This window comes from Micromonospora sp. C41 (assembly GCF_018070485.1).
In the GTDB taxonomy this organism is placed as follows: Bacteria; Actinomycetota; Actinomycetes; order Mycobacteriales; family Micromonosporaceae; genus Micromonospora; species Micromonospora chalcea.
Genome location: NZ_JAGPXP010000009.1, coordinates 46254 through 69475, shown reverse-complemented (window position 1 = coordinate 69475; position 23222 = coordinate 46254). Strand labels below are relative to the sequence as shown.

The following is a 23222-nucleotide window of genomic DNA, read 5'->3' as shown; positions in this document are numbered from 1 at the left end:
ACCGGTGGGCCGGCGGTCATCAGCGGGGGCCGAAGACGGTGCCCAGCTTGGACAGCCGAGCGTTGTCCAGCTCCCACTGCAGCACGGTATCGAGCGTGTCGAGTGCCCGCCCCTCGACCGATGCCTTTGTACTCTGCAGGCCGTCGACCACCTCGGGCAGGGCCGCCACCACCGCTGCGGTGGCGGTCCGCATGGGCTCTTCGGCGCCGTCTGCCACGGCCCGGATCAGGTTCACCACCGGGATGCGGGCGGTGCCCGCGTACCGCCCCGCGATCCGCTCCAGGCCGGCCGGCATTCCGGCCCCCGCCTCCCGCGTGGCCGCGGACAGCCCGGCGAGCAGGAACTCGGCCAGTTCACTGCGGCCCACGGCGAGACCGGGCAGCACCGCCGCGACCGCGGCCCGGGTCGCCGTCTCCACGGGCGTCTCGGCACCGCCGTCTTCCGGGGCGTCCGCTTGGTAGGCCAGCCGCCGCCGACCCGCGGTGCTCATCTGGAACAGCACCATGAGCGTCATCGCCCGGTAGAAGTCGCTTACCCCCGCGGCACCTGCCAGCGCGGCCAGCCGCGGCACCGCCCCCGGGGTGGCGGGCACCACCGAGCCCTGCGGGAACGCGTCGCTCGCGATCGCTGCGATCAGGTCGCCCACACCGTCGAAGGTGCGGCCCTCGAAGGGCACCACCTCGGCGGCCGCGCGAAGATCGGCGGCAGGACGACGGAAACCGCCGCACTTGAGTCCGGGAGGCGCGGGCAAGGACGGCGCGACGGCTGCCTGCCCGCCGACGAGCTCCGCGCGGATCCGGTCGGCCTCGGCCCGGTCGAGCTCGTGCACGAGGCCCTCCCGGGAGAAGCGCTCGATCGCCTTGTCCGGAAACTGGCCACACGCCGAGTTGACCTGCCCGCCGTACTTCCGGGCAATTGCCGCAACGGCCTTCTTCTCGGCCGGTGAGACCTCCAGCGGACCCTCATAGGGCGGGTCCACGGCCAGCGAGTGAACTCGCCACCAGCCGGCGAAGCGACCCTCCAGCGGGTCGGTCGGCACCTCCCGTACCGCGACCAGCAGGTGGCCGCGCTCGGCCAGCTTCTCGGCGACGGCATGGGCCGAGACCTCATCCGGCACCGACACGACGAAGCGCATCTCACGAATCACGGCGGCATTCTATCGACGATGGGTCGGGCTGCCCGGCGCCACAAGCGCCGGGCAGCCCGGTGCTCAGAGCAGCAGGGTGCCGCCGTTCACCTTGATGCCATACAGTGAGCCGTTGCGGTAGATCTCGAAGCCGCGTTGCCCCTTCGGGTATTTCTTCTTGCCGCCCGCCGCGGGAACCGCCTGCCGCCACTTCGAGCGTCCGGTGAGTCGGCCGCCGCGATCCCGGATCGAGTTTTCACACCAGGGACAGACGTTGCGACTCGCCGCGCCGTGCAGCGGCTCGTACTTCGAGTCCACAGCGTGCTTCAGGGCGTTCATCTCGGCGTGCAGGTCGTCGAAGTTGACCGCTTCTTCCTCGTTGCCGCGCAGCGCCGCCCTCTGCGCCGCCGTCAGTCCCTTGCCGTTGGCCGCGACCACGTCGACGTAGGTGACCGTGCCGTCCGGCAGCACCTTCTTGCTGCGAACGATCGCCGTCGTGCCGAGCTTCCACTGGAAGTAGCCAGCCGCCGTGCCGTCCCGGCGCAGGTCGTGCAGCTCCTTGGCTCGGTGCTCGAGGATCGAGCAGGCTTCCGCGTTGTGAACCAGGACCGGCGTGCCACCGGCGACGACGTAGTACGTGTCGATGTCGTCGACGTCGAGGTTGTGCACCGTGGCGACGGCACCGTAGGCGACCACCGCGATGACCGTGACGCGGGCGCCGTCCGGCGTGAGCAGCTGCATGCCCGCCTTCAGCACGCCGGCGTCCAGCCACTTCCGCTCGTCTTCCACCCAGATCGGGTGGCCGTCGGTGGCGGTCACGGTGCCGTCCTCGACGCCGTCGCCGTCGGCGTCGATGGTGATCTTCACGAGCTGCTTGTCACCGGTGCCCGTGATCAGTGACGTGACGGGGCGGATGCCGTCCTCACCGGTCTCCGGGTTCCGCGCGACGACCTGATCATCCAGGTCGACGTCCTCGATCGGCTTGGTGCTGCCGTCGGCCATCAGCACCCGCGTGCCGGGCAAGAAGCTGTTGCAGCCCTTGGAGAAGACACCCTTCGCGGCGTTCTTCAACGACCCGATACCTCGTGCGGCGTTCTTGGCCTGCCGGACGCCGGGAACCATGCCGGCGATGCCCGACGCACAGCCGCCGACGTCACCACCCACACAGGACTTGGCCGTGTCGATCGCTCCGGCGACGGCCGCCACCGCACCGGCCGCCGCAGCGACCACCTGCGCGGGCGGGGGCAACACCGCCGCGACCATCGCCACGGTGCCGGCCACCGACGCGATCGTGCCGGCGTTGTCGACCACCGCCTTGGTGGCCGCCTTGGCGCCGTTCGCCACCGCACTGGCCGTCTTCTGGATGCCATTCTTGATGGCACCCCAGAACAGGCCGTCCGGGTCGGAGAACGTCGTCGGGTTGTTGTTCGAGTACGCGTACGGGTGAAGCCGTTGCGGGTCGTGCTCGTCGATCTCGGGGTCGACCGAGATGAACGCGCCGGTTCTCGGGTCGTAGTACCGGGCGCCGAGCAGGGTCAGTCCGGTCGGATCGTTGATGCCGCCCACGAACCCGCGCTGGCCCGAGGGCCACTGCGGGGTCGGCGATCCGTCGCGCGGGTTGCCGTACGGGTCGTTGTACTTGATCGTCGCGGCCCGGGTGACCGAGTTGACCGCCCAGGTCGCGGAGTCCTGGGCGTCCGACGCCAGCCAGATGATGTCGCCCTTGCGGCTGGTGGTGTCGGTCCGTGACGCGATCGTGTCACCCGCGTGCTCGTAGTACCGCGTGGCGCTGGTGTTCGCCGGCGACGAGGTGTACTCGTTGCCGAACAGGAAGGCGGTGGCCGCCCCCGTCGGGTCGATCCGCGCGATGCGGTTGCCGTCGACGTCGTACACCATCGTGGTGTCGCCCTCCGGCCCGCTGATCTTGGTCAGCTTGCCGTGCGGACTCCACTGGAACGTCTCGGTGCGGTCGCCCACCTTGCGGTACTTCAGGTTGCCCCGCTTGTCCCAGTCGTAGTGGTCGACCTGCTCACCGGTCGTAATGGTGCGCACGCCGTGCGGCTGGGCACCGGCCGCGTACCCGTAGATCGAGCTCTTGTCGGTGAGCTTGTCGCTGGTGGTGGTCCGCGACCCGTGTTCGTCGAACGCCCAGGTCTTCCAGTACGGCGCCTTGCCACCCGCAGCGGTCGGGCCGGCGCACTCGGTGGCCACCTGCGTCCAGGCCTCCGTCAGGCGACGCAGGTGGTCGTAGGTGAAGCACTGGACGTCTTCCTCGCCCGCACGCGGGTTCTTGTCCGCGTCCACCGGCCGGTTGGCGACCGAACGGACGTTTCCGACCTCGTCGTAGTCGTACGTGACCGCGGCCACGTTCGGCACGCTGCCGTCGCGGTCGAACCGGAACTCCGACAGCCGCCGGGTGGCGTCGTCGTAGACGTAGTTCTGGTACGCCTGCGGCTTGTCCCCGACCGGAGTACCGAGCCAGCGGTTGAGCACCTCGCCGTACGGCGAGTAGGTGGTCCGGTCGACGTACGTGCGGGTGGTGCCGGACGGCGAGGAGGTGCCCGCCAGCTTGACCACGTTGCCGAGGTCGTCGTACGTGCGGGTCAGGCCCTCCTTCTCCATCGGGCCGATCTTCGGCAAGCTGGAACGCAACGGCAGGCCGTTCGCGGTGTACGTGTACGTCGCGACGTAGGTGCCGGCGAGCCCTGTCAGCCCCGGCATCGCCGGGATGGTGACCTCTTCGTCGACGACCTGGTACGCGTCGCTGTACTCGAAGATCTCCTTGGTGAAGGAGTGCCCGCCGACGATCGAGGTCGACTTGCTGAGGTGTCCCTTCGCGACAGTGTCGTAGGTCCACTCCGCCGCCTTGACGCCGTTGAACAGGCGCTGCTTCTGGCGGCCCAGGTCGTCGTAGGTGGTCGAGACCACGTCGCCCTCGGCGTCGATCGACTTGGTGACGTCGTCGCCGTTGTTGTACTCGAGCACCGTGGTGCCCTTGTCCGGGTCGACCGTCTTGATCTCACGACCGCGCAGGTCGTACTCGTACCGCCAGGTGAGGGCCCCCTTCACCACGGTCTCGACGTCGCCGCGCGGCGTGTATGTGTACGACGTCTTGTCGAACGCGCCCTCCGGCTCGGGCCCGTGGAACTCCCGCTCCTCGATGACGTCGCCGTCGACGTTCTCGATGGTCGCGGTCGCGGTGCCACCCTTCGGCGGCGTGACGGCCACCTGCCAGCCCGCCGAGTTTCCGCCGTACGCCGTGGTGGTGCCCCACTTGCGGACATTGTGCGACCAGAGCGCCTCCTCCACGACGCGCCCCAGCCGGTCGTAGGTCGACACGGTCCGGCTGCGGTCCTCGCCCGGTGTGATGTTCACCAGTCCGGTGCCCGGCCTGCCGAGGGCGTAGTTGCCGTCCGACTTGTACTCGACCTGGCCGCGGTCGTTGTAGCCGGTGCCGGTGACCAGGCGGGCGTCCTTGCCGTCCTTGTCCTTCTGCGCGTCCTCCTGGACCTGCACCGACCGGTAGAGCGAGTCGAACAGGCCGATCTCGCTGATCTGGTTGTTGTTCGGGCCGAGCCGCTTGGTGGTCACCGCCAGCGGCCCGTTGTTGCGGACCAGGTAGGAGAACTCCAGGTTCGGCGTGGCGGTCCTGGCTCGACCGGGCAGCCAGACCTTCGCCAGCCGGCCCATCGGGTCGTGCTCCAGGTCGGTGCGCTTGTTGTTGGCGTCCAGGATCGAGGTGGGCGTGGCCCACGCCGGGTTCTGGTCGGTGATCACCTCGTGTTCGAGTGGGTTGCGCGTCCGGGTCTGGGTGACCGGGCCGGGACCCGCCGGGGTGTAGTACGTCTTGCTGGTCTTGCCGAGCGAGTCGGTGTTGCTGGTCGGCCGGCCCAGCGCGTCGAAGGCCGCCCGGGTGGTCACCGTGTACTTCGGCGCGCCGTCCATCCACTCGTCGAGCGTGTCGACTCGGGTCGCCCTGCCCTTGCTGGGCACCGCGCCATGTGTGTCCGACCCGTCGTAGTAGGTCTTGACGTCGGCGACGACGTCGGCCGGCCGGGACACCGTCGCGCCACAGGCCTTGGACACGGTCTCGCTCCGCGACACCAACCCGCGCAACCAGAGGGCGTCGTTCTGCACGTACGTGTTACGGGTGCACGACTCGTCGCCGGTCTTGCTTGTGTCGCCCAGTTCGTACGCGACCTCGGCGTAGCCCTCGTCGTCGTACGTCGTCCGGGTCTCGCTCTGCTCCCAGGTGCCGGGTGCGAGCAGGCGGCGCTCCTTCTTCACCGACGGGGCGATCTTGTACGCCCGGTCCGATCCGCCGGTACGCGTGCGGGTCGCGGTCTGCTTGACCCAGTACGACGTGATCGACGATTCGACGACCGCGGTGCCGTCGAGCGAGGCCACCTCGAGCGTAGAGCCGGCGAGCGCGGGCTGGTCGGTGTAGCTGTTGCCGGCCGAGTCGATGACCTGCACGCTGCGGGTCTTGTCGCCGGGCAGCGGCTGGTCGTCGAGGCCACGGAAGAACTGCTTGCGGGTGACCAGCGGAGCCTGCGTGCCGCCGACCGTGGCGGTCACCCGGGAGTAGCCCCGCCACTGACCGTAGGTGCGGTGCTTCTTCTTGGTGAACTCGCCGTCGTCCCAGCCCCAGAGCACGTTGGTATTGGTGCCCTCGTTCGAGTACGCGTAGCGGGTGGTCACCGGCGGCTGGCCGGCGGTGTTCTCGTACGTGGTGACCTCCTTGACCACGTACTTGCGGAACCAATCCCTGGTCGGGTCCCAGTAGCCGTCCGGGGTCCAGTACACCGGGTAGCAGAGCCGGCTGTTGTTCTCCACAGCCGGCAGGTCGTTCGCGTCGCAGTCGGCGTCCGAGTAGCTGACGAAGATGTCCGCGCCGGACTCGGTGCGGATGTTCTGGACCCGCCAGCGGGAGAAGAACTCTGTTCCGGCGATCGCGTTGACCTGGTTGGCCAGCTCGACGCCGGTGAACACCACCGGCGGGTCGGTGACGGTGCCACCGACGTGCCCGGCGTGCGTGATCGACTTGAGCCACAGCGACGCGGAGCGCGCCGCCTTGGGCGCCTTGAACTCCTGGTCGAGCGTCCATGACTCGACCGGGTCGAACCCGGTCGCGCTCGTGCGGATCTGAGTGGTGATCTTGGTGAGCCGCTTGATGGAGTAGAAGACCGGCGCGAGCTTGTCGGTGCACGGCTCGGCGGTGCACTCCTTGTCCCACGGCACGTCGGGCCAGTTCGCGGTGACCGGCTTGCCGTCGGAGTAGCACTCGGTCGCAAAGCACCGGTCCGCTGTGCTGAAAATGATCCGGCCGGTGGCCGCGACGTCCGGGTACGCCGTGTGCAGGCCGTACTCGATGCGCTCGAGGTTGCCGCCGCGGTCGAACGAGACGCGGTTGCTCTTGTCGCCGGCCGCGCCGTAGTGCCCGGTCTCCTTCTTGTAGAAGTAGCGGGTCATGTTGCCGTGGACGTCGATCTGCTTGTCCAGCAGCCAGCGCCAGACCTGCTGACAGGACGAGTCCTTGAACACGTCGGCGTGGCAGTCCTCGCCGTCGTGGTTGCCGAAGACCGGCACCGACCACCGCGAGTTGGACGTGGCGACCTCGGCGGCGAAGAAGTTACGGGTGCCGTCCGGGGTCGTGATGATCCACCGTTCGGTGGTCGCGGTGCCCTTCTTGGCGGGCGAGCCCTCCAGCTGCACCTTCCAGTTGGCGTCCGCGGCGGGCCGCCAAGTGCCCGTCGCGTCGTCCTTGACCAGCGCCGTGTTCGTTCCGCTCAGCGAGACGGTGATGTTCGGCGACTTGTCCTTCCAGCACTGGTCGAGAGTCTTCTTGTCCTTGTTGTTCGGGTCTTTGCCGGCGACCTTGTCCACGTCGTCCTGGCAGGTGACGTAGCTGCGCTCGATGTAGCCGGGGGTGTAGTCCCAGCCGTCGCCGGCCCAGGACGCCTGGTTGTTGTTGCCCGCCATCCGGCCGTCGACCATCTGCGACGAGTAGTTCAGCGCGACGTCCGGCACCGGGCCGGGCGCCGGAGGCACCTTGATGGCATTCGAGTAGTTGAACGCCCCTGAGCTGTCGCCGGCCGTCCACGAGCCGGACGCCTGCAGGTCGCTGGCCTTGTAGTCGCCCTCACCGGACTCGGTGTCCGCGGAAAGGGCGAGCATGGTCGGCCCCGCCGCCGTCAGCGCCATCGGCGCCGCCAGCGTCGTCGCCTGCTTCGCCGTCTTCAGCGGCACCGCGTCCTGGCACTCCGCCTTCTGCGGGGTCGTCGCCGCGCACGCCGGCAAACGGCTGAGGTTGAGTCGGCCCGCCCAGCCGCCGCCGTACATCTGGCTGAAGCTGTCGATGTCGACCTCGGTCTCCACGTCGCCGGGCTGGTCGCCCTCGACCGCGAGCACCGGGCCGCTCAACCCCAGCTTGGTGGACTGCTCCTCGGGCAGGGACGTGACCCGCACCCGGTCCGGCGCTTTCTTGCCGGGTATGGCCTTGACCCGCACCGTGATCGAGCCAGCCTTGCCCTCGACCGCGCGGCCGGCGGCGCCGGCCAGGACGATCTCGGTGGAGCCGGCGGCGGGCCAGCGGCCCTTCTCCGGCCCCTTCCAGGCGCCGCCGTCGGCGGGCAGCGGGACCGGGTCGACCTTGACGGTGCCGAAGTTGGTGGCGGCGACGGACTGGCTGTCCCGCTCGCCGTCCAGCGCCTCGGCGACCCAGTTGTAGGTCAGGAAAGAGGTCAGCATCAAAGCCGAGGCAGCCAGGGCGAACCCGCGCCGGTCTGATGAGAAGAACTTCTTTTTCTCAGTCATGAACGTTCTCCGGTCAGGCGTGGGCGAAGGTGCCGAAGAGGTCGGGGTCGACCGTCGAGGTCCAGACGCGGACGTCGTCGACGATGCCGCCCAGGTAGTTGGAGCGGGTCCCGCCGGTCAGGGCGAGACAACCGACTCGAAGCGGGGAGGATCCAGACCACAGCGAGCCGGTCAGCGTGGTGCCCTCACCCTGCGGCTCGCCGTCCACATAGAACGTGAGCTTGTTCGTCAGCCCATTGAAGACCGCCGCCACGTGCGTCCATGCGCCAGCCGCCGGGGCGGCCAGCGAGCGCACCTCCGCGGTCGGCGCGTCAGCGGAGTCACCGCCGGTCATCACCACCCGCAACCGGCCGACGCCGGCCGCGTACTCGATGAGGAAGCGGTGCTTGACGCTGCCCGACTGCGACAGCACGGTGCGGTCGCCGGTCAGGTCGTCCAGCGATACCCAGGCGGCGACCGAGAACGACTCGTTCGCCTGAATCACCGGCGCATTGGTCTCGGCGCACGAGCCCTCGTCGAGGGCCAGGCCCAGCGCGCCGTTGCGGCTGGCGAACCGGTCCTGCTCCCAGTGCGGCTCACCGGAGGCCATCGAGAGGTGCCTGGCGTTGCCGGAGCGGTCTTCCAGGTTGGTCGGCTCCTCGGCACGCGGCCCCTCCAGCGGGTACCAGGCCTGCACACTGACCGGCGGGTTGGCGTTCTTCACGGCGGCAGCCGCGGCGTCGGTGAGCGCGCCGCGCCACACTTTCACATCGGTGATCGCGCCTCGGAAAAAGTCGTTGCGCGCGCCGGCGTACTTGGCGCAGCCGAGGCTGAGCACACCGGACGCGTTCCAGTTCGCGCCGGTCGACCGCACCACGGACGCCGCCTTCGCGCCGTTCACGAACAGCGACATCGTCTTGGTGGTGGCGTTGTAGGTTGCGGTCAGGTGCGTCCACTTGCCCACCGTCGCGGCGAACGCGTCGGTGCTCCCGCCCGCCCACTCCGAGGTCGAGGTCTCGGAGTCGGAGGCCTTCATCATGAGCGCCCAGAACGGTACGCCGGCGGCGTTCGTGCGGGCGCCGAGAAACAAGCCGCTGACCCGGTTGCCGTCGGTGCCGATGATCGTCTGGTTCATCGCGCTCGGGTCGTCCAGACGGGCCCAGACGGCGAGCGTGAACGACTCGTCGCTGCGGATCACGCTGTGCTGCGTGGTGGCGCACCGGTCACCGCTGACGTACCAGGCGGAGCCCGGCCGGCCGTACGCGTCGTCGGTCCACTCCATGGGAACCGTCGGTGCCGGCGTCGGCTCGGGGGTCGGTTCCTCGGACGGATCCGGCGACGGCTCCTCGGTCTCCTCAGGCACCTCGGGACTACCGGTCGGGTCCGGCTCGTTCGGGTCGCCGGTCTCGGTCGGCTCGGGCGTCGGCTCCTCGCCCGGCGGCGGGGTCGGGCCACCGCCCGGGCCCGGATCGGGTGCCGGGTCGTCGGTGACCTCGGGCTCCGGGGTTGGCTCGGGCGTAGGCGGCGTCGCCGGGGTGGGCACGGTCAGCGTGTGGCCGTGGTTGCTGGCGTCGTCACCGGTGCCGCGTAGCTTCCAGGCCGCAGCGACACCGGCCGGCAGTTCGTCGCGCGCCGCGGCGATCTGCGCGTCGCTGAGCAGGCCGCTCCACATCGCGACGTCGTCCACCGCGCCGATCAGATGCTCATTGATCACACCGGCGGTACCGCCGCAGCCGACCAGGGTGCGGGCGGTGCCGCGCCACGGCAGGGCGCCGATCGCGGTGGTCGCCTGTACTGCGCCGTCCACATAGAGCCGCATCGTCTTGCCGACCGGGTCGACCGTGGTCGCCACATGCTGCCAGCCGTTGAGCGGCGGGGAGGTGGTGCCGCGGGCGATCGTTGAGGTTCCCGTAGCCGAGTCGGCGTTGGTGATCGCCGTCTGCCAGCGGTCACTGGCCTGGTCGTAGGAGAGCGCGAAGGCCGGCGCGTTGGTGCCGGCGACGGCCAGCACGGTGCGGTTCGACCCGGCCGCCTTGCTGGTCAGCTTGACCCAGGCCGTGGCGGTGAACGCCGCGTCACTGCGCACCACCGGAATCGTGGTGGCGCAGCCCGTACCGGTCAGGTCGAGCGCGGTGCTGCCGTGGTTCAGCCGGTCCGCCGAGTACGTCGGCGTGCCGGAGACCGTCCACCGCAGGTCCTTCGCGGTGGACGCCTCACTGGTGTTGCCCTCGTCGTCGATGGTGCCGGAGTCGTCACGCAGGTTGCTGGTCATCCGCCAGACGGCCATCGGCTCGACCGGCGTGACCCGCCCGGTGAAGATGTTGTAGATCGCCCGCGACGAAGAGTTGAGGGCGTTGTCCCGGGCCCACACGTAGATCTGTGTCAGCCCGCTGTCCGCGGTGAAGGTGACCTCCGCCTTGCCGGCCGACGCCGTGACGTTCGACGACTTCACGTCGACGCCGATGCCGTAGTCGAAGCGCTCGACGCCGGAGAGCGCGTCGGTCGACGAGAAGGTGAGGGTCACCGGCTTGCCCAGCTCGGGCGTCGGGGTGCCGGCCTTGCGGGCGATCACCGGCAGGGTGGGCGGCGTGTGATCCTGCCGGAAGTAGCAGGTCTTGCTCCAGCCGGTCTTGTCCGTGCCGTCGGTGGCGTAGACCCTCCAGTTGTAGCTGCCGTCCGCGAGCACCGGGGTGGTCCAGGTCGCTTCCTTGCCCGAGGCCACCGCGGCGGAGGTGTAGTCGGCCGGCGCCGTCGGGCCGTTCACGTCGAAGACGAGCCGCACCGAGTTGTCGGCGTCGGTTGCCGTGGCGTACAGGGCCGGGGTGCTGTCGTTGATCCAAGGACCGGGCGAGGCGGCGCAGTTACCGCCCGGCGCGGTGCGCACCGGCACCGGCGAGGTCGGCTTCGACTGGTACTCGACGACCAGCTTGATCTTGCCGCGCTCGGCCTTGACCCAGTGGCCGCCGCTCTCGGTGGGCACCCGCAGGCCGAACGTGATGGTGCTGTAGTTCTCGTCGGCATGCCGCTGCACGTGGGTCTTCACACCGCCCGCGTTGAACTTGACCCAGGCCGGCTTCTGGCCGCTGCAGCCGCTGTTCACCTTGACTGTCTTGGTATGGATCGCCTTGCCGTGCAGCCACTTGCCCTTCATGCCGTTCCAGGTCGGGGTGTTGCCGTCGATGGCGTTGGTCTGCCAGAGCGCCAGCGACTCACCGGCGCACCAGGCGCTGTGCGTCAGGTAGGCGTCGACGCTGGGCGTATTGATGACCCGCTTGCCCCTGAGCGCGCTGATGTCGAACTGCATGTGCGCGCGCCACACGTCGCCGTAGTTGTCGTAGTTGGACCCGATCCGGATGACCTCACGCGGCCAGGCGTCGCCGGAGACCCACTTGGTGTCCGGCCGGGAGTCGTTGACCGGAATCCACTTCGCGTAGTACTTCGAATAGGTCGGGTCGATGTAGACAGGGAACGTCGACTGCGCGGACAGCAGATCCTCGTCGACGCTCACCGTCAGCCTCTTGCCGGCAACCCGTACGTCCAGGTCGGACCGGCGGGCGAACTCGCTCGGAGCCTCGGCGGTGGACGGCTCGGCCACCCGCGGTGGGGCGAGGCCCTCGGGATCCTCCCGGCGCAGCGCGGCGGTCTGCGGGTCACGGACCTGCCGGGTCGAATCCCAGGCCATCGCCTTGGGAGCGCCGGCGATCACACCGGCCGGGCCCTTGATGACGATCTCGTCGTTGGTCTCGGTCACGGTCGCCGAGCCGCCGATGACGTAGGCCGTCTCGCGCACCTCGGGGTTCGCGGCAGCCTCGGCGTTCTTCACTACGAGCACGTGCGAGAAGCCGCCGGGCACGGCACGCACCACCAGGTCCACGCCCGGGTGAACCTCCGGGTACGTGACCGAGTCCTCGCGCACGACGCCGGCCGGCAGCGGCGCGGGCCAGGTCAGCGTGAAGTCGGCGCCACCCTCGCGGTAGGTCGCCAGCGGGCCGGTGCCACCGGTCGAGAACGACACGTCGGCCGCAGCCCTGGGCCGGAACCGGCCGTCCGCGCCGCGCTCGAGGTTCGTGTCCAGCGCGATCCAGCGGTCGTTTCGCTCGACGCGCTGCGGCTCGAGGTAGGTCTCCATAGAGAAGTCGCCGCTGGGCAGGGCGACGACCTTGGTGGTCTCATCGGCTTCGGCGAGGACCTCGACGGGCTTGTCACAGAGCTCCGCGAGGCGCTGTGCCGCCGCCTCGGTCTCGGCAGCCGGCTCACTCTCGGCGACCACTCCGGACGGACAATCCGCAGCATGAGCGGCGGTAGGTGGTGATGTAACGACTGAGAGTAACGTCGCCAGGATCGCCAAAGTGGCGCCCTGCGCGATGCGGGCGTGCGCCATCGTCATTTGTGTTGCTCCCCCGTGAACCATGCGATGAAGTCGTTCTCGCGCAGGGTTCAGCGGTTGCCCATCTGCCCCCGTACGGCAAAGCGCGTGGGCAGATGGTAGGAGCCAATGGTGACCTTGGTCAATGAGCTTTCACCTGACTGGCGCTGCCCCTCGGTCAGATCCTCGCCCAGGCAAGTCGTGACAGTGTCTGACGTGTGGGGCTTGAGGTAGAAGCGCCGCTGTTGGTGGCAGCAAGGCCGCGCTGCCATCATCGCTGGTCTCGTCACCGTCCTGCGTACCGGCTCTGCTACCTGCGACACCGACCGCAACACCGACCGCTGCCAACCGGCATCACGCCCGCGACAGCACCCGCCCGCTGGCATTGTTCGGCACCTAACGACTTTGCCGGGGCCGTGGTCCCAAGCCGGGCAACACTCGTGCTCGACGACGTCTTCGACGACTCGCAGCTCCGTCACGGGGCTTCCAACGCCGTACGGGAACTGCACAAACGCAGCAGCGAAGTGACCATGCATGGTCGGCCGTCCGCTGTGCTGGTCTCGGTGGAGGACTTGAAGCGTCTGGAGGAACGGGTCGCGGTTCTCGGGGATGCGGGCACCCTGTGGCGGCCGGCCGACTCGACGCGGAACGTGCCGAGGTGAAGAGGTGTCTGCCCGCCCTCGCGCGGAGATCATTCGCGCCCGTCGCGCCTCGGTCGCGTAAGGCCCCGGCCGTCACTGTGGCCTCGTACGGTTTCATGACCGGGCCGTTGGCGCGAAACCCTGCCGGGTCGGGAAGCGTCTGCTGCCGCCATTGTCAGATCGATTCAGCGCCCGGCGAGGCACCTATCGGATCATCTACCGCATTGACGATGACATTCACACCGTCACTGCTGTGGAAGTGCTTATCGAATTGACGTGTACCGCCCATGACGCCCCTGGCTCCGTGCCCGATCGCGACAGGCATTCAGTGCGGTAGGTGCCGTGTCGATGAGTGTGGCTGACCAGGCTGCGGCCCTTGAGGCTCAGGTGGCGCAGCATCCGGACGAGCCACCGAAAAACTCGATCGACCGCTACCACACGGCAAATCGAAAACGGCACCATGGACGACGCCACCGCCGGACCCCGCATCCGCGAACTCCGCCAACGACTCGCTCAATTCCAAGCCCGTCATCGCCGAAGTCCGATTCACCGACCAGGGAGTCGTACCCGCGTTCAAGATCCCCGCCGACACGACAATGCCCCCGCCCGAAACGGACGGGGGCACCTCAGGAGTACCACCGGTTCGCACAACGGTGCGGTCGGTGGAGCCGAGGGGACTCGAACCCCTGACCCCCACACTGCCAGTGTGGTGCGCTACCAGCTGCGCCACGGCCCCTTGCGTTCGCACCCGGTCGCCCGGGCACGGGAAGAACTATACACACGCCGCCCCGCATGGTCATCTCGCGGGGGTCCCCCACCGAGGGGGTCAGTTCAGCGCCACGTCCGGCGGGAAGTGGGCCACCGCCGCCATCATGCCGCCCTGCCGGCGCAGCACCATCGGCCAGAGATCATCCGGCCGGTCGACGAAGGCGTCACCGGGCAGCGCGTCGAGCACGAACCAGGAGCCCTCCTCGATCTCGCGCTCGACCTGCCCGGCGCCCCAGCCGGAGTAGCCGGCGAACACCCGGATCCCGCCGACCGCCTCGCGCAGCTTCTCCGGGTCGACCGAGAGGTCGATGGTGCCGACCGCGCCGGAGACGCGGTGGAAGCCCTTGACCGGCCGGACGGGGTGCCGCATCCGGGCCAGGCAGATGGCGGAGTCGGGCTGCACCGGGCCACCCTCGAACAGCACGGCCGGGTCGCGGGCCAGGTCGCTCCAGTCGCCGAGCACGTCGGCCACCGAGACCTCGGTGGCGCGGTTCAGCACCACCCCGAGGGCGCCGCCGGGTTCGTGGGCGACGAGCAGCACGACCGTACGGTCGAAGTTCGGATCCTTGAGCCCTGGTGTCGCGACCAGCAGTCGTCCGGTCATCGACTCCATGGCTCGGCCACCGATCGCCTGCCCCTCACTCTGCATGTCCGACACCCGTCAGCCGTGCGCCCGTACGGGCCCGAGGCCGTCGACCGTCCATCCTGTCAACGCCATGTCACGCACCATAGCCTGCGTCCGGCCCGCTGGTTAAGGTCTGACGGCGGGTGATCACGACGGATCGAGGGAGGGTCGGATGGCGGCGCAGGCCGAACTGGCGGTGATCGGCGGGTCGGGTCTCTACGCCCTGCTCGACGGGGTGGAGCACGTGGTGGACACCCCGTACGGCGAGCCGTCGGGCCCGATCACCGTCGCCGAGGTGGGCGGTCGCCGGGTGGCGTTCCTGCCCCGCCACGGGCGTGATCACCGCTACCCGCCGCACCTGATCCCCTACCGGGCGAACCTGTGGGCGCTGCGGTCGCTGGGCGTACGCCAGGTGCTGGCGCCCTGCGCGGTGGGCGGCCTGCGGCCGGAGCTGGGTCCGGGCACGTTCGTGGTGCCGGACCAGTTGATCGACCGCACCAGCGGGCGCGTGCAGACGTACTACGACCGGGGCGCGGTGCACGTGTCGTTCGCCGATCCGTACTGCCCGGCGGGGCGGCGCACGCTGCTGGACACGGCGGCCGGGCGGGGCGTGCCGGCGGTGGACGGCGGGACCGTCGTGGTGGTCGAGGGTCCGCGCTTCTCGACCCGGGCGGAGTCGCGCTGGTTCGCCTCGATGGGCGGCACGATCGTCAACATGACCGGCCACCCGGAGGCGGTGCTGGCCCGTGAGCTGGCGCTCTGCTACACGTCGATCGCGCTGGTCACGGACCTGGACGCGGGCGTCGAGGCGGGCGAGTCGGTCACCCACGAGGAGGTGTTCCGGGTCTTCGCGGAGAACACCGACCGGCTGCGCGGGCTGCTGCTGGACGCCGTCGCGGCGCTGCCCGCCGAGCGGGAGTGCGGGTGCGGGCACGCGCTGGACGGGATCAAGCTGCCGTTCCCGCTGCCCTGAGCGCGGGAAGCGCCCGAAAAGTCGGCCTCGGCCCGATAGATTCGGCTGGTCGGGGGACCGGGCACCGGGCCGTCTCCGGCATCCGCGTGGAGGACGGAGGCAGCCGGCGATGGCGACGGTGCGGGAGGCGACCTACGACCTGCTGCGCGCGCTCGGGCTGACCACGGTCTTCGGCAACCCGGGCTCGACCGAGGAGCCGTTCCTGCAGGAGTTCCCGGCCGACTTCCACTACGTGCACGCGCTGCAGGAGGCGTCGGCGGTCGCGATGGCCGACGGCTACGCCCAGGGCACCGGCCGGCCCGCGCACGTCAACCTGCACACCGCGCCGGGCACCGGCAACGGCATGGGCAACCTGGTCACCGCCTGGCACAACCGGACGCCGCTGATCGTCAGCGCCGGCCAGCAGACCCGCGAGATGCTGCTGATCGAGCCGCGCCTGGCCAGCCCCCGGGCGGTCGAGCTGGCCCAGCCGTACGTCAAGTGGGCCCACGAGCCGGCCCGCGCCCAGGACATCCCGGCGGCCTTCATGCGGGCGTACGCCTCGGCGGTGCAGCCACCGGCCGGGCCGGTCTTCCTCTCCCTGCCGATGGACGACTGGGACCGCCCGGCCGACCCGCCGCCGCAGGTGCGTACCGTCGCCACCCGGATCGCGCCGGACCCGGACCGGCTGCGGAGCTTCGTCGACGCGCTGGCCGCCGCCCGTGCCCCGGCGCTGGTGCTCGGCGCGGCGGTGGACCGGTCGGACGCCTGGCCGGACGCGGTGGCGCTGGCCGAGCGTCTGGCCGCCCCGGTCTGGGCCGCCCCGGCCCCGGAGCGGGCCGTGTTCCCCGAGCGGCATCCGCACTTCCGGGGCGTGCTGCCGTACGCGATCGGGCCGCTGTCGGAGGCGTTGCGCGGCCACGACGTGGTGCTGGTGGTGGGTGCGCCGGTGTTCCGCTACTACCCGCACGTGCCGGGCGACTACCTGCCCGGCGACGCGCGGCTGCTGCACGTCACAGACGACCCGGACGAGGCGGCCCGCGCCCCGGTCGGGGACAGCCTGCTCGGCGACGCCCGCCTGACCATGGCCGCGCTGTGCGAGCTGCTGCCGGCGACCGACCGTCCCGCGCCGTCACCGCGCCCGCAGCCGGCCCCGCCGGAGCAGGCTGACCCGCCCAGCGCCGACGCGTTGTTCGCCGCGCTGGCCGCCGCGTGGCCGGCGGACGGGGTGCTGGTGCAGGAGTCGCCGTCCAACCTGGCCGCGCTGCGCCGCCGGCTGCCGATCGAGCGGCCGCTCTCGTACCTGACGATGGCCAGCGGCGGGCTCGGCTTCGGGCTGCCGGCGGCGGTCGGCATGGCGCTCGCCGAACGCGACACCGGGCGCGGCCGCCCGGTGGTCGCGGTGGTCGGCGACGGCTCGTTCCACTACTCGGTCCAGGCGTTGTGGACGGCGGCGCGGCTGCGCCTGCCGCTCGCCGTCGTGGTTCCGGTGAACCAGCAGTACGCGATCCTGAAGGCGTTCGCCGAGCTGAAGCACACCCCTGGTGTGCCGGCGCTGGACCTGCCCGGGCTGGACGTGACGGCGGTGGCGCACGGCTACGGCTGCGCCGGTGCGGTGACCACGCTGGACGGGCTCGGCACCGCGCTCGACGCCGCGTTGGCCGCGGACCGGCCGACGGTGCTGCCGGTGCCGATCAGCACCGACGTGCCACGGATCCTCTGAGACTCAGCCGGGCTGGACGATCAGCGGGGCGCCGCTGGCGGCGTCCAGCACGGCCCGGCCGCCGAGCGGCGCGTCGAGCGTGACGCTGACCGGCTTCAGCACGAGCTGCGCGGTGCAGACGCCGGTGGAGGCGATCACGGCGCCGCCGATCACCACCACGTCCGGCCGTTCCAGCACGAGCGGGGTGGGCGGGCCGTCGCAGGCGCCGACGCCGAGCACGTAGTCGATCCGGTTGCCCTCGACCGCCCGCAACTGCTGAGCGGACACCAGGCCGGCCGGGAGCGGCCGGGTGGGCACCGCGCCGCCGGGCGCCCGGCCGGTCACGCGCGGCGCGACGGCGATCCGGGCCACGGGTACGGCCAGCTCGTCCACGGTGAACAGCCAGGCGGGCACGTCGGCGCGGCCCCGGCTGGTCCACACCGGCGCGCTGCCCAGCCGTACCTCGGTCACTGTGAGCGGGACGCACGGCGTCGGCGCCGAGGTCGACACCGGGTCGTTCGGGCCGGGCCGTCCGGTCGGTGCCGGGTCCGGCGCGGCCGGGCGCCCGTCGCACGGCGGCGGGTCGCCCTGGCGGAGCTGGGCGTACGCGTCGGCGGCGCTGACCAACGGCACCCGCAGCGTGCCGTCGGGGAACCGGATCGTGCCGTCCTTCGGCACGGCGGCCGGGATCGGGATCTGGTCCCGGTACCAGCCCGCCCCGAACGCCACCTTCGTCTCGTCGGTGAAGCCCGGGTCGCCGGTGAGCACAGTGGCGTCCTGGAGCGGCACGTACCCGTCGCGCCAGCCCGGCCCGGGACGCCAGCCCGCGGCGACCTCCTCGGCCCGCTCGGTGAACGCGGGCCGCTGGTCCGGGCCGGTGGGCGGCGTCCGGACGGGAGCGGCGCCGGGCGTGGCGCAGGCGGAGAGGGTCAGCAACGAGATCCCGAGCAGGGCGAGCACGCGACGCATACGGGTTGGACGGGTGCCGGCCCGGAACGGTTCCGGCTCAGTCCTCGCCGCCGAGGTCGGCCTGGTACGCCTCCCAGAGCAGGTCGGCACCGTGGCGCCGGTGCCGGTCGAGCGCGCGCAGCAGGTCCACGGTGCGGGCCCGCACCTGGGCGGCGGACGCCCCGGGCAGCCGGACCGTGTGCTGGAGCGCGGCCAGCGCCGCCAGGATCGCGGCGTGCTCGGCGACCAGCAGGCGTACGCCCCGGTGCAGCCGCGGCGCGGCGCGCACCAGGTCGGCGTAGTGGCCTCCCGGCCCTTCGGTGACGCGGACGTGTTCGGTGAAGCCCCGCCGGACCGGGTCGAGGTCGGTGAGCAGGCGCTCCCGCCAGCGCGGACCGCCGGTGGCCCGGGCGAGGGCGCGCAGGTCACCGGGAGCGGTGGGGAGCACGGAGATCGGCTGCTGGATCGGACTGGTGACCATGGGACACCTCCCGCTGCTGGGCGAACCCGTATGGCGATGGTGGACCCGGTACGCGGCGCTGTCCAGCGCTGCGACGCGTCTCATCTGCCGCATTGGCACCATCTGCCCCGGCTGGCTCAGAGGCCTCAGACGACTGTGCGCCCCGGTCCTCGTGGACCGGGGCGCACAGGCCGTGTAGTGGAGGTGCCGGGAATCGAACCCGGGTCCTTCGCCGGTTTGTCAGGGCTTCTCCGAGCGCAGCTCGCTGTGCCTCTACTCGGCCCCACCGCTCACGCGAGCAAGTTGGTGTGACGGGCCCAGTCGCTGATTGATCTCGCCGCACGGACCCCGCGACCGGGTCCGATTGGCCAGCCTTCTAGCTGATGCCGGCTGACTGGGTCGAAGGCGCTCCCAGGCCGACAGACTTGCTACTCGCCTCAGGCGGCGAGAGCGAAGTCAGCGCGATTGTTCTTGGCGCTTATTGGTTTCCGACGACCGATTCTCGAGACGACGTCGGCTTCCTCGGCTCGCTTCCCCTGTCGCTGCGTACGAAGTCGAAACCAGTCACCCCCTCGTAGCGCTGCCCCTGTCGGCAGCACACCAAGCGTAACGCCTGGCGCAACCGGATTCATCCCGAGGCCCGCCCGACGTGGGCAGCCGGACGAACCGGACGTATCACTCAGCCATGCCCTTGCCGCGCCGGCCGACCGCCCGGGCGATCTCCTTGGCGGCGTCCCGCTTGGCCAGGTCCTGGCGCTTGTCGTACGACTTCTTACCCCGGGCCAGGCCGATCTCCACCTTGGCCCAGCCGTCGGAGAAGTAGACCTGCAACGGCACCAGCGTCAGGCCGCTCTCCTTGAGCTTGCCCAGCAGCCGGTCGATCTCGATCCGGTTGAGCAGCAGCTTGCGGGTACGCCGGGGCTCGTGGTTGGTCCAGGTGCCCTGGGCGTACTCCGGGATGTGCATGGCGTGCAGGTAGATCTCGCCGTCACGCTCCTGGGCGAACGCGTCGACGAGCGACGCCCGCCCGGCCCGCAGCGACTTCACCTCGGTGCCGGTCAGCGCCATGCCCGCCTCGTACGTGTCGAGGATGGCGTAGTCGTGGCGCGCCTTCTTGTTGGAGGCGACCACCTTGCGACCCTTTTCCCGTGGCATCGGCGCCACCTCCCTCCCGGTCCGTCGCCGGCCACCGGCCGGCGAGCGAAGATCATGCTACCGGAACCACAAGGGCCCTCCCGCGCGGTTTATTCCGCGCGGGAGGGCCCTTGCCGGAGCCGGACGGGTGACTAGACCCGCAGGTAGAAGCGGAGCGTGACCCAGGCGGTGACCGCGCTGACCACGCCACCGACGGCGGCCATCAGCGGGAAGGTCAGGAAGATGTCGGACCAGGAGATCGGGGTGATCAGACCCTCCAGGGCCGCCATCGAACTGCCGGCCGCGAGCACCTTCACCGCGATCAACGCCAGCAGACCGAGGATGGAGCCGAACAGACCGGCCACCACCGCCTCCAGCACGAACGGCGCCTGGATGAACCAGTTCGACGCGCCGACCAGCTTCATGACCGCCACTTCACGCCGCTTGCTGTACGCGGCCACCTGGATGGTGTTCGCGACGAGCAGCAGGGCGGCGACGGCCATCACCATAGCGATCGCGAGCGCGCCGTTCTGGAAGCCGCTGAGCACGCCGAAGACCTTGTCGAGCAGCTTGCTCTGGTCGACGATCGTGTCGATGCCCTCGGCGGTCTTGTACTTGTCGTAGATCGCCTTGTACTGCTCGGGGTCGTTGAGCTTCACCCGGTACGACTCGGGAAGCTGGTCCGGCTTGACCGCGCTGACCAGGTCCGGGGCGTCGGCGTACATCTGCTGGAAGCGCTCGTACGCCTGGTCCTTGTTGACGTACGTCGAGTCCTTGACCAGCGGGTCCTGGTCGAGCTGCTGACCCAGCGCGTCGACCTGTTCCTTGGTGGCGTCGGTCTTCAGGAAGATCGAGACCTCGACGTTCTCGTAGTAGAGGTCCTTCATGTCGCCGACCTTCTGGTACAGAAGGCCGCTGCCGCCCAACATGAACAGCGACACCGCCATTGTGATGATCATGGCGATGGTCATGGTGACGTTGCGCCACAGCCCGACCAGTACTTCGGACAGGACGTACTTCATCCGCATCGGGATATTCCTCCGGCTCTCCGGCGTGAGGGTTCGTCGTCAGGGTCTACGGAACGTCGTACGGCTCAGCCGTAGACGCCGCGGGCCTGGTCGCGCACGATGCGGCCGCTCTCGATCTCGATCACCCGGCGCCGCATCTGGTTCACGATGTTGGAGTCGTGCGTGACCATCACGACGGTCGTGCCGGTGCGGTTGATCCGGTCCAGCAGGCGCATGATCTCGATCGAGGTGTCCGGGTCCAGGTTTCCGGTGGGCTCGTCGGCCAGCAGGATCAGCGGCCGGTTGACGAACGCCCGGGCCACCGCCACACGCTGCTGCTCACCACCGGAGAGCTCGTGCGGGTAGCGGTGCTCCTTGCCACCGAGACCGACCAGCTCCAGCACCTCCGGCACGACCCGGCGGGCGACCGCCTTCGTCTTACCGATCACCTCCAGCGCGAACGCCACGTTCTCGTACGCGGTGCGGTTCGGCAGCAGCCGGAAGTCCTGGAAGACGCAGCCGATGGAACGCCGGAAGTGTGGTCGCTTCCAGGAACGCATCGACGTCACGTCCTTGCCGTTGACGACGACGCGACCCTTGTTGGGCGTGACCTCGTGCAGCAGCAACTTGATGATGGTGGACTTGCCGGAGCCGGATGGACCGATGAAGAAGACGAACTCGCCCTTCTCGATCGAGACGGACACGTTGTCGAGCGAAGGCCGGGACGCCTTCGGGTACGTCTTCGTCACTTGCTCAAGCTGAATCACGGGTCGGTAGTCTACGCGGTGTAACCGCAGAGCCAAGCCCCCAGGCCCGCCGAAGCGGTGCGCGTCATCGATTTACCCGGTCAGAACGGGATCGATGACGCGCTCAGTCCGAACGTGATCACGCACCGTCAGCGCTGAGCTGCTGCTGCTTCCGCCAGCGGATTCCCGCCTCGATGAAGCTGTCCAGGTCACCGTCGAAGACCGAGGACGGATTGCCCGTCTCCTGTTCGGTGCGCAGATCCTTCACCATCTGATACGGGTGCAGGACGTACGAGCGCATCTGGTCGCCCCAGGAGCTGGTGCCGCCGCTCTTCAGGCCGGCCATCTTCTCCTCCTCCTCCTGCCGCTTGCGCTCCAGCAGCCGGGCCTGGAGCACCCGCATCGCGGAGGCCTTGTTCTGCAGCTGGGACTTCTCGTTCTGGCAGGTCACCACGATGCCGGTGGGGATGTGGGTCAGCCGCACCGCCGAGTCGGTGGTGTTGACGCTCTGCCCACCCGGCCCGGACGACCGGTAGACGTCCACCCGGACCTCGTTCTCCGGGATGTCGATGTGGTCGGTCTGCTCGGTGACCGGCAGCACCTCGACGCCGGCGAAGCTGGTCTGCCGGCGACCCTGGTTGTCGAACGGGCTGATCCGCACCAGCCGGTGCGTGCCGGACTCCACGCTGAGCGTGCCGTAGGCGTACGGCACCTTCACCGTGAAGGTGGCCGACTTGAGGCCCGCCTCCTCGGCGTACGAGGTCTCGTAGACCTCGGTCGGGTAGCCGTGCCGCTCGGCCCAGCGCAGGTACATCCGCAGCAGCATCTCGGCGAAGTCCGCGGCGTCCACGCCGCCGGCCCCGGCCCGGATCGCCACCAGCGCCTCCCGCGAGTCGTACTCGCCGGAGAGCAGCGTGCGGACCTCCATCTCCTGGATGGCCTTGGTCAGCCCGGCGATCTCCGACTCGACCTCGGTCAGCGCGCCCGGGTCGTCCTCCGCCTGGGCCAGCTCCAGCAGCACCCCGGCGTCGTCGAGCCGGGAGCGCAGGTCGCCGAGCTTGGTGATCTCGCCGTTGACGTACGACAGCTGCGACGTCACCTGCTGCGCCTTGGCCTGGTCGTCCCAGAGGTCGGGCGCGGAGGCCTCCTGCTCCAGCCGTGCCTTCTGCTCGCGCAGCTTGTCGAGGTCGAGCACGGCCTCGATGTTGCGCAGCGTGGCGTCGAGTTCCTTGAGCTGTTCGGCGTAATCGGCAGCGGTCACGACAGACAAGACTACTGCGTCGTTCCCTCAACCTGCTGCAGGTGGTCAGCCGACCGGCGCGGTCTTGAGCCAGGACAGCGCCGCCTTGTGGTAGGCGACGGCGAACTCCAGCGCGCTGGCGTCGTAGCTCTCGCCTTCCTTCTTGGCGTTCTTGACCTGCTCCCGCACCGCCGCCAGCGCCTCGGTGTGGTACTCGTTCGCCGTCGCGTAGAGGTTCTTGAGCTGGCTCGCCGAGTGCAGGTTGCCGAACGCCATCCGTAGCGCTATCGGGTTACGGATGGTGTCCTTGCCGGGATTCTCCGCCAGCCAGCGGGAGAATGTCCGTTTACCGGCAGCTGTCAGCGCGTACGGCTGACTCATGCGCGGCCCGGGCTTGCCGAGACGCACCAGACCCTTCTCGGCCAGGACCGGTAGCTCCCGGTAGACCTGACTGCGGGTCATCGACCAGTACGGCGCCAGCCGGCGCTCAGCCGCGGCCATCAACTGGCCGCCAGTCATCGGGCCGTCGTGCAGCAGGCCGAGCAAAGCTGCCGCCGTCGGGTTGACTCCGGAATCCGCCATGCCCTCTAAGCTGCCACTTTGTCGGCTCTGGCGTCCAGGATTTGCCTATTTCGGCACCCGCGGACCGGTCCGATGTGCACTGTCGGATGAGGAAGAGGGCCCGTCCCGGCCGGGACGGGCCCTCTTCGAG

Annotated in this window: 14 protein-coding genes, 1 tRNA gene and 1 other RNA gene; 3 read left to right on the top strand and 13 right to left on the bottom strand. The window is 69.9% G+C overall.

What is annotated here, in order from left to right; genetic code table 11:
- Positions 1 to 19: 19 nt before the first annotated feature.
- The 3 genes from KBX43_RS12500 to KBX43_RS32065 all read right to left on the bottom strand — a co-directional run bounded on the left by KBX43_RS12500 (position 20) and on the right by KBX43_RS32065 (position 12191).
- A complete protein-coding gene (locus tag KBX43_RS12500) occupies positions 20 to 1147 on the bottom strand; it encodes a hypothetical protein (RefSeq protein WP_210884472.1) in 1128 nt (375 codons plus the stop codon).
- Positions 1148 to 1210: 63 nt separating this feature from the next.
- Entirely contained in the window at positions 1211 to 7876 is a 6666-nt protein-coding gene (locus KBX43_RS12495; RefSeq protein ID WP_210884471.1) for a polymorphic toxin-type HINT domain-containing protein, read from the bottom strand.
- 79 nt (positions 7877 to 7955) lie between these two features.
- On the bottom strand, positions 7956 to 12191 hold the full coding sequence (locus KBX43_RS32065; protein WP_210884469.1) for a LamG domain-containing protein: 4236 nt from the start codon (positions 12189 to 12191) through the stop codon (positions 7956 to 7958).
- A gap of 536 nt (positions 12192 to 12727) precedes the next feature.
- Between KBX43_RS32065 and KBX43_RS32060 the strand changes: the two genes are divergently transcribed.
- Positions 12728 to 12949, top strand: a complete 222-nt coding sequence (locus tag KBX43_RS32060; RefSeq protein WP_167435536.1) for a type II toxin-antitoxin system prevent-host-death family antitoxin — start codon at positions 12728 to 12730, stop codon at positions 12947 to 12949.
- Positions 12950 to 13591: 642 nt separating this feature from the next.
- On the opposite strand, the gene KBX43_RS12480 is transcribed toward KBX43_RS32060, so the two are convergent.
- Positions 13592 to 13664: transfer RNA gene (locus KBX43_RS12480), tRNA-Ala, on the bottom strand.
- Positions 13665 to 13754: 90 nt separating this feature from the next.
- On the bottom strand, positions 13755 to 14345 hold the full coding sequence (locus KBX43_RS12475) for a YqgE/AlgH family protein (protein ID WP_043330624.1): 591 nt from the start codon (positions 14343 to 14345) through the stop codon (positions 13755 to 13757).
- 148 nt (positions 14346 to 14493) lie between these two features.
- On the opposite strand from KBX43_RS12475, the gene KBX43_RS12470 reads away from it, so the two are divergent.
- Together KBX43_RS12470 and mdlC are read left to right on the top strand one after the other, a co-directional pair.
- Positions 14494 to 15294, top strand: coding sequence for an S-methyl-5'-thioadenosine phosphorylase (locus tag KBX43_RS12470; RefSeq protein ID WP_043326365.1), 801 nt, complete (start codon positions 14494 to 14496; stop codon positions 15292 to 15294).
- Between the two features lie 109 nt (positions 15295 to 15403).
- A complete protein-coding gene (gene mdlC / locus KBX43_RS12465) occupies positions 15404 to 16996 on the top strand; it encodes a benzoylformate decarboxylase (RefSeq protein WP_210884467.1) in 1593 nt (530 codons plus the stop codon).
- A 3-nt stretch (positions 16997 to 16999) separates the two neighbouring features.
- Here the strand turns inward: mdlC and KBX43_RS12460 are convergent, their stop codons facing one another.
- From KBX43_RS12460 to KBX43_RS12425, 8 genes are all read right to left on the bottom strand, one after another.
- On the bottom strand, positions 17000 to 17944 hold the full coding sequence (locus KBX43_RS12460) for a hypothetical protein (RefSeq protein ID WP_064447739.1): 945 nt from the start codon (positions 17942 to 17944) through the stop codon (positions 17000 to 17002).
- A gap of 37 nt (positions 17945 to 17981) precedes the next feature.
- Positions 17982 to 18404 carry a hypothetical protein gene (locus KBX43_RS12455; RefSeq protein WP_043326371.1) on the bottom strand — a complete coding sequence of 141 codons (423 nt, stop codon included), beginning with the start codon at positions 18402 to 18404 and terminating at the stop codon, positions 17982 to 17984.
- 175 nt (positions 18405 to 18579) lie between these two features.
- Positions 18580 to 18955: a transfer-messenger RNA gene (gene ssrA, locus KBX43_RS12450) on the bottom strand.
- Positions 18956 to 19058: 103 nt separating this feature from the next.
- Positions 19059 to 19538 carry an SsrA-binding protein SmpB gene (gene smpB / locus KBX43_RS12445; protein ID WP_030501421.1) on the bottom strand — a complete coding sequence of 160 codons (480 nt, stop codon included), beginning with the start codon at positions 19536 to 19538 and terminating at the stop codon, positions 19059 to 19061.
- Between the two features lie 131 nt (positions 19539 to 19669).
- Entirely contained in the window at positions 19670 to 20545 is an 876-nt protein-coding gene (gene ftsX / locus KBX43_RS12440; protein WP_030501420.1) for a permease-like cell division protein FtsX, read from the bottom strand.
- Between the two features lie 65 nt (positions 20546 to 20610).
- Positions 20611 to 21291, bottom strand: a complete 681-nt coding sequence (ftsE, locus tag KBX43_RS12435) for a cell division ATP-binding protein FtsE (protein WP_013284225.1) — start codon at positions 21289 to 21291, stop codon at positions 20611 to 20613.
- 118 nt (positions 21292 to 21409) lie between these two features.
- Positions 21410 to 22531 (bottom strand): peptide chain release factor 2, encoded by a 1122-nt coding sequence (prfB, locus tag KBX43_RS12430; protein ID WP_043326373.1) that lies wholly within the window; start codon positions 22529 to 22531, stop codon positions 21410 to 21412.
- 45 nt (positions 22532 to 22576) lie between these two features.
- Positions 22577 to 23092: a PadR family transcriptional regulator gene (locus KBX43_RS12425; RefSeq protein ID WP_043326375.1), complete on the bottom strand. Its 516-nt coding sequence runs from the start codon at positions 23090 to 23092 to the stop codon at positions 22577 to 22579.
- Between the last annotated feature and the right edge of the window lie 130 nt (positions 23093 to 23222).

What these genes read in the sequence shown, in the direction of transcription:
- KBX43_RS12495 (WP_210884471.1), bottom strand. Translation starts at nt 7,876, where the DNA reads ATGCTGACCTCTTTCCTGACCTACAACTGGGTCGCCGAGGCGCTGGAC.
- ftsX (WP_030501420.1), bottom strand. Translation starts at nt 20,545, where the DNA reads ATGCGGATGAAGTACGTCCTGTCCGAAGTACTGGTCGGGCTGTGGCGC.
- KBX43_RS12425 (WP_043326375.1), bottom strand. Translation starts at nt 23,092, where the DNA reads ATGGCGGATTCCGGAGTCAACCCGACGGCGGCAGCTTTGCTCGGCCTG.
- KBX43_RS12470 (WP_043326365.1), top strand. Translation starts at nt 14,494, where the DNA reads ATGGCGGCGCAGGCCGAACTGGCGGTGATCGGCGGGTCGGGTCTCTAC.
- mdlC (WP_210884467.1), top strand. Translation starts at nt 15,404, where the DNA reads ATGGCGACGGTGCGGGAGGCGACCTACGACCTGCTGCGCGCGCTCGGG.
- KBX43_RS12455 (WP_043326371.1), bottom strand. Translation starts at nt 18,404, where the DNA reads ATGGTCACCAGTCCGATCCAGCAGCCGATCTCCGTGCTCCCCACCGCT.
- KBX43_RS12475 (WP_043330624.1), bottom strand. Translation starts at nt 14,345, where the DNA reads ATGCAGAGTGAGGGGCAGGCGATCGGTGGCCGAGCCATGGAGTCGATG.
- KBX43_RS12460 (WP_064447739.1), bottom strand. Translation starts at nt 17,944, where the DNA reads ATGCGTCGCGTGCTCGCCCTGCTCGGGATCTCGTTGCTGACCCTCTCC.
- smpB (WP_030501421.1), bottom strand. Translation starts at nt 19,538, where the DNA reads ATGCCACGGGAAAAGGGTCGCAAGGTGGTCGCCTCCAACAAGAAGGCG.